The following is a 12108-nucleotide window of genomic DNA, read 5'->3' as shown; positions in this document are numbered from 1 at the left end:
CAACGGAGGGCGCCCGTGCCTCGAATCGTCATACTATTCAAGCATGACGGCGAAGGTGCTCTGGATCACGGGTGGCGGCAGCGGGATGGGGGCGGCGAGCGCGGTGGCCGCAGCCCGTGACGGGTGGACGGTGGTGCTCAGCGGGCGTCGCCGGGAGCGACTCGAGCAGGTCGCGGACGAGGTCCGCGCGGTCGGCGGGACGGCGGACGTCGTGCCACTCGACGTGACGGACGGCGACGCGGTGCCCGCAGCACGCGACACCGTGCTCGGACGGCACGGCCGGATCGACGGCCTGGTGCTGGCAGCCGGGCTGAACTCGCCGGCGCGACGGTGGGACGACCAGTCGCTCGCCGACGTCCGCGCCGTCCTCGACACGAACACGACCGCGGTGGTGACGGTGGTCGACGCTGCACTGCCGGCGCTCCGGGACGCGGGCGGTGTCGTCGTGGTGGTGTCGTCCTACGCGGGCTGGTCCTTCCAACCCGGTGCCGGTGTCGCGTACTCGGCGAGCAAGACCGCCCTCGGCTCGATCGTCCGGACGCTCAACCAGCAGGAGGCCGAGCACGGCGTGCGGGCCACCCACCTGTGCCCGGGCGACGTCGCGACGGACTTCCTGGACCAGCGTCCGGAGGTCCCCGACGCGGCGGCGCGCGCTCGGATGCTGCAGCCCGACGACGTCGGCCGCACGGTGGCCTTCGTGCTCGGGGTGCCGGCCCACGTCCGCATCGACGAGCTCGTCCTGTCGCCCGTCGCGCAGCGGTGACGAGCGCCTTCGACCGGGTGCTCGACGGGATCGGGACCGCCGTCGTCACCGGCACCTTCGCGCCGGGGAGCCGTCGGAGCACCGACGACCTGGTGGCCTGGTCGGGCGCGAGCCGCAGCATCGTCCGTGAGGCGGTCCGCGTCCTCGTCGCGCTCGGCATGCTCAGTGCGCGCCCCCGCGTCGGCGTGGTCGTCGCCCACCCCACGGACTGGGACGTCCTCGATCCGCTGGTCGTCCGCTGGCGGCTCCGGGGGCCCGACGCGGCGCAGGTCTCCGTCGAGCTCCGCGAGCTGCGGGTCGCCGTGGAACCGGCAGCGGCCGCCGCGGCGGCCCGACGAGCACCGCTCGAGGACTGCGCGGCCGGACGGGAGGCGCTCCTCGCCACCGCGGACGAGCTCGCGTCCGCCGCGGCCGAGGACCGCCGGGTCGACTTCACGATCGCGGACGTCCGGCTGCACTCCCTCGTGCTGGAGCTGTCCGGCAACGCGCTGTACCGACGGCTGCACCGCGTCGTGGGGGAGGCGCTCCGTGAGCGCGGGAGCATCCGGCCGGACCGCCACGACGTCGGCCTGCACGTCGCGCTCGTGCAGGCGGTCGTCGGGGGTCGGTCGGACGAGGCCGCCGACGTGATGCGCGAGATCGTGCGGCGCACCGAGCACCGGCCGGGCCCGGACCTGGGATGATCGTGGTCGGCGCACCCCGCGTCGACGGAGGTGACCGGTGGACGCAGCGCAGGAGATGGTGCTCCAGCTCGTCGGGACGCCCTGGGCCTTCCTCGTGGTCGGGCTCGTGCTGGCCGCCGGCAGCGTTGCGGTGTTCCTACCGAGTCAGGCGCTCGTCGTCGCGATCGGCACGCTGCTCGTCGGTGGTGACGGTGGGTTCCTGCCCGTGCTCGTCCTGGTGGTCGCGGCGACGATCGGGATGGTGCTCGGCGACGTCGCGCTCTGGCACCTGGCGCGGACGGTCGACCTCGGCTCGCGGTCGTGGTTCAGCCGGCCGAAGGTCAGGAAGGCGCGGGAGTCGATCGACGCCCGGTACCGGAAGGCCCCCGGACGCATCGCCGTCCTCGGCCGCTTCATCCCGATGGGGCGCCTCACGACGAACCTGGTCGGTGCGGACAGCGGGCTCGACCTCCGGCGCTTCCTGGTCAGCTGCCTCGTCGCCGACGTGGTGTGGGCGGCCTACTGCGTGGGGATCGCCGCGGCCACCGGGCACTGGAGCCGGGAGCAGCCGTTCCTCGTGACGACCCTCGCGGTGGTCGCGTCGATCCTGCTCGGCCTCGCGATCTCCGCGGTCGAGAAGGCCGTGCGACGCCGCGCCGAGGCCGCTGCGACCGCCTGACGCCGTAGCGTGGACGGCACCGTCCGAAGGAGGACCCGTGTCGAGCCTCACCGAACTCGTCCCCGACCCCGACGCCGTCGAGCGCCTCGCGACCGGCAGCACCTGGGCCGAGGGGCCGTGCTGGATCCCGTCGGACCGGACGGTCCGCTGGTCGGACATCCCGGGCGACCGGATCCTCGAGTGGCACCAGGAGACCGGCGGTACGACCGTGTACGCGTCGGACGTCGAGTTCACGAACGGCCGCACGCTGGACCGTGACGGTTCCGTCGTGCAGTGCTCGCACGGGCGGCGACGTGTCGAGCGCGACCGGGGCGGCGTCGTCACCGCGGTCGTCGACGGCTGGGCGGACGGTCGGTTGAACTCGCCGAACGACGTCGTCGTCACGCGGGACGGCTCGATCTGGTTCACCGACCCGGCCTACGGCATCACCCAGCCGCGTGAGGGACACCCGGGCGAGCGGGAGTACGGCGACCACTGGGTGTTCCGGTGCGGACCGGACGGCGAGGACCTGCGCCCCGTGGTGCTCGACGTCGACGAACCGAACGGTCTCGCGTTCTCGCCCGACGAGCGCGTGCTCCACGTCGCCAGCTCGTCCGCCCACGAGCCGGTCATCCGCGCCTACGACGTCGACGGCCACCGCGTGAAGAACGGCCGGGTGTTCGCCCGGCTCGGCGAGGGCGAGGGCGTGCCGGACGGCATCCGGGTCGACGTCCACGGCAACGTGTGGTCCTCGACCCACCGGGGCGTGACGGTCTTCGCTCCCGACGGCGCCCGCATCGGCGACGTCGCCGTGCCCGAGGTCGTGTCGAACCTGTGCTTCGGCGGCGACGACGGCACGACGCTCTTCGTGACCGCGACGACCTCGCTGTACCGCATCGCGACGACGACGCGGGACGCCGCTGCCGTATCCTGACCCGGCCATGCAGTGCGACTACTTCGACCGGGGGGTGTGCCGCTCGTGCACACTCATGGGACAGCCCTACGGCGACCAGGTGCTCGACAAGGAGATCCGCACGCGGGAACTCCTGCGGGACGCCGTCGAGGCCGCAGGGGGCCCGGGGGCGGTCGAGTGGTTGCCCGCGATCACGAGCCCGGAGTCCGGGTACCGCAACAAGGCGAAGATGGTCGTCGGCGGCACGGTCCAGCGCCCCACGGTGGGGATCCTGGACCACCGGCAGCGCGGCGTGGACCTGCGGCACTGCGGCATCTGCACGCCGGGCATCCGACGGGCGCTCCCGGTCCTGGCGGACTTCGTCGCCGACACGGGGCTGATCCCGTACGACGTGGCCGCACGTCGGGGCGAGCTCAAGTTCGTGCTCGTGACCGAGTCCCCGGACGGCGAGCTCATGGTGCGCTTCGTGCTGCGCTCCGAAGGGCAGCTGCCACGACTGCGTGAGCGCCTCGACGACCTGCGGCGGGTCCTGCCCGAGGCGGTCGTGGTCACCGCGAACCTGCTCCCGGAGCACAAGGCCGTCACCGAGGGGGAGCGCGAGGTCGTACTGACCGAGCAGGAGACGCTGCCGATGCGGTTCGGCTCGATCACGATGCACCTGCGACCGCAGAGCTTCTTCCAGACGAACACGAGCGTCGCGAGCCAGCTGTACGACCAGGCGTCGGCGTGGATCGACGAGGTCGGGCCGGCCTCGATGTGGGACCTGTACTGCGGTGTCGGCGGGTTCGCCCTGCACGCAGCGCGCCCGGGTCGTGCCGTCACGGGGATCGAGACGAGCCGGGAGGCGATCCGCTCCGCGAAGCAGTCCGCGCGCGAGGCGGGGCTGACCGACGTCCGCTTCGCCGCCGACGACGCGACGGAGCACGCCCTCCGGGCCCGACCGGACGCGCTGCCCGAGCTGGTGGTGGTGAACCCGCCGCGCCGGGGCATCGGCGAGACGCTCGCGACCTGGCTCGAGGAGTCCGAGGTCGAGCACGTCGTCTACTCGAGCTGCAACCCGGTCACCCTCGCGAAGGACCTCGCGCGCATGCCGTCGCTCCGCCTGCGACGGGCGCGCGTGCTCGACATGTTCCCGCAGACCGGCCACCTCGAGGCCGTGACGCTGCTGTCCAGGCGCTGACCAGGACGCGACCAGCCAGCGGTCGGGAGGCTCGCTGCCAGGCCGCCACGGGCCTCCCGTCCGCAGCATTGCCAGGAAACTGCCAAGGTCACGTACCCGGGTACAGACCGATCTGCATGCCCATGGTGATCGGGGCACTCAGGAAGACCGGTGGGGGACATAGCACTCACGGGTAGAACTCATTGTCTCGGTTTGATAACAGTCACGAATTTCCTATGGTTGCCGACCAGCGCCACCGGCACGAGACCACTGCCCCCGGCGGCGCACCCCACGACATGACCGCGATCGGTCGGGACGGGCAGTGGCGACCGGGTCCGCTCAGGCGGGCGCCAGGTCCGTGGTCCCGGTGGAGCGATCAACCATGAAGAAGCTTTCCCGTACCCGCACCATCGTCGGTGGCCTGGCCTTCGCCGGCATCGCCGCGACCGGTGTCGGCCTGGCGGCAGCGCCCGCGAACGCCGCATCCGGTTCGACCTGGGACGCCCTCGCACAGTGCGAGTCCGGTGGCAACTGGGCCATCAACACCGGCAACGGCTACTACGGTGGCCTGCAGTTCAACCTCGGGACCTGGCAGGCGAACGGCGGCGCCGGCAACCCGGCCTCCGCGAGCCGCGAGGCCCAGATCGCCGTCGCCGAGCGCGTCCTCGCGTCCCAGGGCTGGGGTGCATGGCCGGCCTGCTCCGCGAAGCTCGGCCTGAGCGGGACCACGGGTGCCGCTCCGCAGGCCGCCGCTCCGGCCCCCGCCGCGCCGCAGCAGGCTGCACCGCAGCAGGCCGCGCCGCAGCAGGCTGCACCGAAGGCGACCACGCCGGCCGCACCGAAGGCGACCACGCAGGCCGCTCCGAAGGCGGCCGTGTCGAGCAAGCCGGCCGCGGTCGCGACGAGCGGCAAGACGTACACGATCGAGTCGGGCGACACGCTCGACAAGATCGCGACGAAGCTGAACATCGACGGTGGCTACATGAAGCTGTGGGCCGCGAACACGTCGACGATCGACGACGCGAACCTGATCTACGCCGGCCAGGAGCTCCAGCTCCCCGCCTGATCGACCGCCCGATCCGACACGAGACCCCCGTGGCACCTGCCGCGGGGGTCTCGTGCTGTCCGGGATTCGCCGGCGCGACCGTCAGCTCGGGCGGTCCTCGAGCCACCGCTGCAGGTCGTCGGACCGCAGGGCGCTCGAGATCGCGGCGCGGTCGTGGTCGTCCAACCGGACGAACGACTGGCCGTCGGGGGTCGTCCCGCTGCCCGCGGTCGGCATCGTGAACGTGACCAGGTCGTCCGGTCGGACCCCGCGCAGGGACCACCCGAGACGGACGATCGTCGCCGCGTCGAGCCCGGGGTCCACCGCCAGGTGCTCGCTCGTCGCGGTGACGAACTCCTGCAGTCGTCCCGGGTGCGTCAGGGTGCCGCGCGACAGGGCCTGGTCGAACACCCCGCGCAGGAACGCCTGCTGGTTCCGGACGCGTGTGTGGTCGGCGTCGGCGAACGCGTACCGCTCCCGCACGAAGGCCAGGGCCTGTTCGCCGTCGAGCCGGTTCGCACCGCTGACGAAGTGGTGGCCCCGCGCCGTGAAGTCGCGCGGCGACTGCACCGTCACGCCGCCCAGTGCGTCCGTCATGTCGGCGAACCCGGCGAGGTCGACCTCGGCGACGTGGTCGATCCGGACGTCGAGCAGCTGCTCGACCGTCTGCACCGTGAGCGGGATGCCGCCCCAGGAGTACGCGGCGTTGATCTTGGCCTGGCCGTGGCCGGGGACCTCGACCCACGAGTCGCGCATGATCGACATGAGGTACACGTGGCGGCGGTCGGCGGGCACGTGGGCGAGCATCAGCGTGTCCGACCGCCCGCCGGCGGTCTGGTCGCCGTCGGCCAGTCCGGCCCGCGAGTCGGAGCCGATGAGCAGGATGTCCTCGGCGCCGCCGGAAGGTGCGGGCCGGTCGCCGGCGGGGAAGGGGTCCGCGATCGCCTCGGTGTGGTCGTCGAAGCTCCGGGTCAGACTGCCGACGAAGACCGCTGCGACGACCGCGAGCACGGTGGCGATGCCGACCAGGGTGCCGGTGGTGGCGACCAGCGCGACGAGCGCGGGGTGCCTGCGCCGCCTCCGGGCCGTTCTTGCTGTTGCTGCTGCCGCGGCTCGGGCGGCGCGACGCTCGGACATCGGGACTCCTCGGGTCGGGTCGGCCCTGCGCCGACCCGGAGAGTCTACAGCATGTGGTATTTCAGTGTCACGAGCGCCGCAGCACGCTGGTCAGCCGCCGGCGGAGCTCCGCGTCCTCGGGGAGGACCTCCCGCTCGATGTGCTGTGCGGTCTCCCATGCGCGGCGACCCACGTCGGTGACGGACACCACGCGACGCCGGCGGTCCTCCGGGTGGGCGGTCCGCTCGACCAGGCCGTCCCGTTCGGCCCGCTCGAGGGTCCGCGACATGGTCTGGGGCTGCACGCGAGCGGTCCTGGCGATGGTGTCCGCGCCCGTCGGGCCGGTCCGCAGCAGGATGTCGATCGCGACGAGGGCGGCGTGGGTCAGCCCGATCGCCCGGAGTCGCTCGTCCCACTCCCGTTCGACGGCACGTGCCGCGGCGGAGAGCAGGCGTCCGAGCGGCCACTGCTCCGCGGGTTCGTGCATGATCGGAGTCTACGGGCGGGTCCTCCCGGCGGCGTCGGCGCGGAGATAGTCAGCATGCTGACGATCGGTGTACGCTCACCGACGTGTCCCGGTTCCTCCGCATCGTCCTGCCCGCACTCGTCATCCTCGTCTGGCTCGTCGTGGCCGGCGTCGGCGGTCCCGTCTTCGGGAAGATCTCCGAGGTCGCCACGAACGACCAGACGTCGTTCCTGCCGGCATCGGCCGACGCGACGAAGGTGCAGGAGCGTGCCGCCGACTTCCGACAGGCCTCGGGGGCACCCGCCATCGTCGTCCTCGACCGCGACGGCGGCCTGACGCCCGACGACCTCACTGCGGCCCGTCGGATCGCCGACACCATCGGCGAGCGCGACGACGTGCAGGGCACGAGTCCGGTGATCCCGAGCGAGGACGGCGACGCCGCCGAGATCGTCGCGACACTGACCGAGGACGCGGAGACCGGAGACGCCGTCTCGGCCATCCGGACCACGGTGGACGAGGCGCTGCCCGCCGGCGTCTCCGGGTACGTCACCGGTCCGGCGGGCTTCACGGCCGACCTGACCGAGGCGTTCGCGGGCATCGACGGCCTGCTGCTCGGGGTGGCACTCGCCGCCGTGTTCGTCATCCTGATCGTGGTCTACCGGTCGCCGCTGCTGCCGTTCCTGGTGCTCGGGACGGCGACCTTCGCCCTGTGCGCCTCGATCCTCGTGGTGTACGCCCTGGCGAAGGCGGGGGTCGTGACGGTCAACGGGCAGGTGCAGGGCATCCTGTCGATCCTCGTGATCGGCGCCGCGACGGACTACGCGCTCCTCTACACGGCGCGCTACCGCGAGGCACTGCGCGAGCACCGCACCGGCTGGGAGGCGACCCGGGCCGCTCTCCGCGGCGCGTTCGAGCCGATCGTCGCCTCGGGCGGGACCGTCATCGTCGGGGTGCTCTGCCTGCTCCTGTCGGACCTCAACTCGAACAAGGCGCTCGGGCCGGTCGCCGCGATCGGGATCGCCTTCAGCCTGCTCGCCGCCCTCACCCTGCTGCCCGCCCTGCTGCTGGCGTTCCGTCGGGCGGCGTTCTGGCCCCTGCGCCCGGCCTTCGGCTCCGGTGGCCGCCCGACCACCGGTCCGGACGCGACCGGACTGTGGGCGCGGGTGGGGCGCCTCGTCGCGCGTCGGTCCCGCACGGTCTGGATCGTCTGCACCGTGGCGCTCCTGGCGATGGGCAGCGGCCTCGTCGGGCTCCGTGCCGACGGCGTCCCGCAGAGCGACCTGGTGATCGGGTCGTCCCAGGCGCGGGACGGCCAGCGGGTCCTCGCCGACCACTTCCCCGGGGGTTCCGGCAGCCCGGCCCAGGTCATCGGCACCGAGCGTGACCTGGACGCCCTCGTCGACGCCGTCCGCTCGGTCCGCGGGGTCGACGGGGTGGTGGCCGCCTCCACCGACTCGCCCTCGGGGACCGTCCCCGTGGGGTCGGACGCCGCCGCCCGGACCGCCCCGGGCACGGCGGAGCCGACGGTGTCGCGCGGGGACGTCCTGCTCGAGGCCACGCTCGCCGACCCCGCCGATTCGAGCGCCGCCGAACGGACCGTCCGCGACCTCCGCGTCGCCGTCGAGCGGGTGGACCCCGACGCGGTCGTGGGTGGCGTCACGGCGACCGCCGTCGACACGAACGACACCGGCATCCGCGACCGCTCGGTCATCATCCCCGTGGTGCTCGCGGTCATCCTGCTGATCCTCGTGCTGCTGCTCCGCAGCGTGGTCGCCCCGCTGGTCCTCGTCGGCAGTGTCGTGGTGTCCTTCGCGGCCGCACTCGGCGTCGGCGCACTGGTGTTCGACCACGTGTTCCACTTCCCCGGGGTCGACCCGTCCGTCCCGCTGTACGCGTTCGTGTTCCTCGTGGCGCTCGGCGTCGACTACAACATCTTCCTCATGACCCGGGTGCGCGAGGAGTCCCTGCGGCACGGCCCGCGTGAGGGTGTCCTGCGCGGGCTCGCGGCCACCGGGGGAGTGATCACCTCGGCGGGCATCGTGCTGGCGGCGACCTTCGCGGCGCTCGGCGTCATCCCGATCCTGTTCCTGGCGCAGATCGCCTTCGTCGTGGCGTTCGGCGTCCTGCTCGACACCGTCGTGGTCCGGTCGCTGCTCGTCCCCGCGCTCGTGATCGACCTGGGGCGCCGGGCGTGGTGGCCGTCGCGCCTCTCGCGCCCAGCGCGTCACATGTGACACGCTGGTGGCATGCCAGTTCCCTCCACGCAGCCGGCCGCAGAGCGCAAGCTGCTCCGTGACACCGTGCAGGACAAGATCCGCGACGCGATCATGGACGGCACGCTCGAACCGGGCGAACGACTGAACGACGACGACCTCATCGCGTGGCTCGGCGTCTCCAGGACCCCGATCCGTGAAGCACTGGCAGAACTCGCACGGGCCGGACTCATCGAGATGGCGCCGAACCGCTACACCCGCGTCGCCGCACCGACCGAGGCCGAGCTGCTCGACGCCTACCGCACGCTCGGCGTCATCTACGGCGGGGTCGTCCGCCTGGCCGTCCCGCGGTTCTCGGACGCCGAGCGGGAGCGGGTCACCGCCGTGCTCGACGACGTCCTGGCGCGGCTCGACGCCGACCAGCAGGCCGAGGTCGCGCGCGAGGGGGCGGACATCTACTCGATGTGGGCGGAGGCCTGCGGCAACGCCTCGCTCGCGCAGCTGTGCCGCTCGACCACCGACGGTCTGGCCTTCCGGCTCCGCGTGCCCGAGCTCACCGAGCTCGTCCCGACCGACGTCATCCGACCCGAGATCGTGAAGCTCCGTGACGCCGTCGCCGCGGGCGAGCCGATCGACGCGGAACTCGCGATGGAGGCGATCCACCTCCTGCCCACGCGCGACTGACCGAGCGCCGGGCGTACAGCGTCGGGCACGGACCCTCAGGGATCTCCCTGTCCGTTCCACGCTGTGCCGTTATGGTTTCCGGGTGAGCATCGAACCCGAGCAGACGACGCGCCGTGCCCGCCGCGGCCACGTGCCGCCGCGCCACGGGCGCCAGAAGCGTGGGAGCGGCGTGGTCCTCCCCGCGGTCGCCGGCGTCCTGGCGATGGGCCTCGTGCTGACCGGCGGCTACGCCGCGTTCGCCTTCACGAGCCTCAACAGCGGCGTCACGAAGATCGACGCGATCAGCCCGCGGTCGGACGACGACGACGACGTGGACGGTCAGGCGCAGAACATCCTGCTCGTCGGTGACGACCACCGCCCGGACAACGCGACGCCGGAGCAGATGGCCGAGCTGAGCACCGAGGACGACGGCGGTGCGACGAACACCGACACGATGATCGTGCTGCACATCAACGCCGACGGGTCCCAGGCGACGATGATCTCGTTCCCGCGCGACTCGTACGTCCCGATCCCCGGTGTCGGCAAGGGCAAGCTCAACAGCGCGTTCTACTACGGCACGCTCAACGGCGGCGGCGACACCGGCGGCGCGAAGCTGCTCATCCAGACGATCCAGGACCTCAGCGGCCTGACGATCGACCACTACGTCCGGGTGTCGTTGCTCGGCTTCTACCAGGTGGTCAAGGAGCTCGGGCCCGTCGAGGTGTGCCTGAACAACGCGGTGAACGACCCGTACTCGGGCGTCGACCTGCCGGCCGGCACCTCGGAGCTCGACGCCAAGCAGGCGCTGTCGTTCGTCCGCCAGCGGCACGGGCTGCCGAACGGTGACCTCGACCGGAACGTGCGCCAGCAGTACTTCCTGTCGCAGGAGGCCCGCAAGGTGCTCTCCGCGGGCACCCTGCTCAACCCCATCAAGATGAACAACATCCTCAGCGCCGTCGGGAGCTCCATCCAGACGGACACCGACCTGGTGTCGCTGGCGAGCCAGATGCGGAACCTGCGCCCGGGCAACATCCAGTCCGCCACGATCCCGACGCTCGGCACCCCGACCATCACGGTGGGTGGCCGGCCGCTGTCCATCGTCGAGGTCGACACCGTCGGGTTGCCCGCGTTCGTGCAGGGACTCGTCGGCGAGCCGAAGGAGTACACGAAGGCCACGGCCGCCGAGCCCGCCGCGACGACGGTCACCGTGCTGAACGGCAGCGGGACGACCGGCGCCGCCGCGACGGCGACCGCGAACCTGACGGCCCGCGGCTTCCAGGTCGGGACGCCGGGGTCCTCGGACACGACGCAGAAGACCCAGGTGCAGTACCCCGCCGGGCAGGAGGCGCAGGCCAAGGCCGTCGCCGCGGTGGTGCCGGGTGCGGTCGCCGTGCGGTCGACGACGGTGTCGGGCGTCACGCTCGTCCTCGGGTCCGACGGCATCACCGTCACCGCCCCGGCCGCCCCCGGCGACGCCTCCTCCACCCCGGCGGACGAGACGCCCGAGGCCGAGGCGTCGAAGCCGGCGGAGTCCGAGCCGACGCCGAGCTCCACCGACGTGAAGACCTACGGCGAGGAAGGCGTCTGCATCAACTGACGCACCCTTCACCACCCTGGGGTCGCCCGTGGGAGCGTGTCGGTAGGGTCGACCGGTGAGCCACGTCGCGCGTCCGATCACCCTGATGACCTACAACGTGAAGAACCCGGATCCGCGGTACGACTGGCCAGCGCGCCTGCCGCTGGTGCTCGAGGTCATCCGACGGCACGACCCCGACGTCCTCTGCGTGCAGGAGGCGTTCGACCACCAGATGGACGCCCTCCGACAGGGGCTGCCCGACCACGACGCCGTCGGGCAGGGCCGCGAGGGGGGCTCCGCGGGGGAGCACGCCGCGGTGTTCTTCCGCCGCGACCGCCTGCGCCCCGTCGACGTCGGGACCTTCTGGTTCTCCGACACCCCGGACGAGCCGGTGTCGAACACCTGGGGGAGCCTGTACCCACGGGTCGCCAACCACGCGCGCTTCCTCGACGCCGAGGGGGCCGCCTTCACGCTCCTCACCGCGCACTTCGACCACGAGGAGAACGACCACGGGGACGAGGTCCGTCGGCGCAGCGCCGCCCTCGTCGTCGAGCGGCTCGCCCCGGTCGACGGCCCCGTCGTCTTCGCCGGTGACTGCAACGAACCGTGGGGCGCGGGTCCGGCGTCCCGGGTCTTCACCGATGCCGGGTACCGGGACGCCTGGTCCGACGCCGGTGACCCCGGTGACCGCACCGCGTCCTTCAACGGGTGGCAGGAACCGGTCGACTCCGGCGAGCGGATCGACTGGGTGCTGACCCGCGGCGACGTCACCGCCGAGCGCGTCGTGATGGACCACGACGGCCCGGAGACGTGGGCCGCGAGTGATCACTTCCCGGTGGTGGCGTCCCTGCGCGTGGCCTGAGCCGCGTGGCCT

At 72.5% G+C, this 12108-nt stretch carries 12 protein-coding genes; 10 read left to right on the top strand and 2 right to left on the bottom strand.

Features of this window, described 5'->3' with window-relative positions; translation table 11 throughout:
- Positions 1–43 precede the first annotated feature (43 nt).
- The 6 genes from JOD95_RS08120 (at position 44) to JOD95_RS16675 (ending at position 5221) form a co-directional block, all read left to right on the top strand.
- Entirely contained in the window at positions 44–763 is a 720-nt protein-coding gene (locus JOD95_RS08120) for an SDR family oxidoreductase (RefSeq protein ID WP_209684370.1), read from the top strand.
- Positions 760–1446, top strand: coding sequence for a FadR/GntR family transcriptional regulator (locus tag JOD95_RS08115; RefSeq protein ID WP_066651590.1), 687 nt, complete (start codon positions 760–762; stop codon positions 1444–1446). Before JOD95_RS08120 ends, JOD95_RS08115 begins: the two co-directional genes overlap by 4 nt.
- Before the next feature lie 37 nt (positions 1447–1483).
- Positions 1484–2104 (top strand): DedA family protein, encoded by a 621-nt coding sequence (locus JOD95_RS08110; RefSeq protein WP_209684368.1) that lies wholly within the window; start codon positions 1484–1486, stop codon positions 2102–2104.
- Between the two features lie 37 nt (positions 2105–2141).
- Positions 2142–3017 (top strand): SMP-30/gluconolactonase/LRE family protein, encoded by an 876-nt coding sequence (locus tag JOD95_RS08105; protein WP_209684366.1) that lies wholly within the window; start codon positions 2142–2144, stop codon positions 3015–3017.
- Positions 3018–3024: 7 nt separating this feature from the next.
- Positions 3025–4176, top strand: a complete 1152-nt coding sequence (rlmC, locus tag JOD95_RS08100) for a 23S rRNA (uracil(747)-C(5))-methyltransferase RlmC (protein WP_209684364.1) — start codon at positions 3025–3027, stop codon at positions 4174–4176.
- 361 nt (positions 4177–4537) lie between these two features.
- Positions 4538–5221 (top strand): transglycosylase family protein, encoded by a 684-nt coding sequence (locus JOD95_RS16675; RefSeq protein WP_066651599.1) that lies wholly within the window; start codon positions 4538–4540, stop codon positions 5219–5221.
- An 81-nt stretch (positions 5222–5302) separates the two neighbouring features.
- On the opposite strand, the gene JOD95_RS08090 is transcribed toward JOD95_RS16675, so the two are convergent.
- Complete coding sequence (locus JOD95_RS08090) at positions 5303–6337, bottom strand: LCP family protein (protein WP_209684362.1); 1035 nt, start codon at positions 6335–6337, stop codon at positions 5303–5305.
- A gap of 67 nt (positions 6338–6404) precedes the next feature.
- Positions 6405–6803, bottom strand: a complete 399-nt coding sequence (locus JOD95_RS08085) for a MarR family winged helix-turn-helix transcriptional regulator (protein ID WP_209684360.1) — start codon at positions 6801–6803, stop codon at positions 6405–6407.
- Positions 6804–6886: 83 nt separating this feature from the next.
- Here JOD95_RS08085 and JOD95_RS08080 point away from each other — a divergent pair, with 83 nt between their 5' ends.
- The 4 genes from JOD95_RS08080 to JOD95_RS08065 all read left to right on the top strand — a co-directional run bounded on the left by JOD95_RS08080 (position 6887) and on the right by JOD95_RS08065 (position 12096).
- Positions 6887–9016 (top strand): efflux RND transporter permease subunit, encoded by a 2130-nt coding sequence (locus tag JOD95_RS08080; RefSeq protein WP_209684358.1) that lies wholly within the window; start codon positions 6887–6889, stop codon positions 9014–9016.
- Positions 9017–9028: 12 nt separating this feature from the next.
- Entirely contained in the window at positions 9029–9679 is a 651-nt protein-coding gene (locus tag JOD95_RS08075) for a GntR family transcriptional regulator (protein WP_209684356.1), read from the top strand.
- An 82-nt stretch (positions 9680–9761) separates the two neighbouring features.
- On the top strand, positions 9762–11255 hold the full coding sequence (locus tag JOD95_RS08070) for an LCP family protein (RefSeq protein WP_209684354.1): 1494 nt from the start codon (positions 9762–9764) through the stop codon (positions 11253–11255).
- Positions 11256–11310: 55 nt separating this feature from the next.
- Positions 11311–12096, top strand: a complete 786-nt coding sequence (locus JOD95_RS08065) for an endonuclease/exonuclease/phosphatase family protein (protein WP_209684352.1) — start codon at positions 11311–11313, stop codon at positions 12094–12096.
- The last annotated feature ends 12 nt before the right edge of the window (positions 12097–12108 follow it).

This window comes from Curtobacterium sp. 1310, assembly GCF_017834105.1.
GTDB lineage: Bacteria > Actinomycetota > Actinomycetes > Actinomycetales > Microbacteriaceae > Curtobacterium.
The sequence above is the reverse complement of the archived record's forward strand: the minus strand, read 5'-3'. Positions and strand labels throughout refer to the sequence as shown.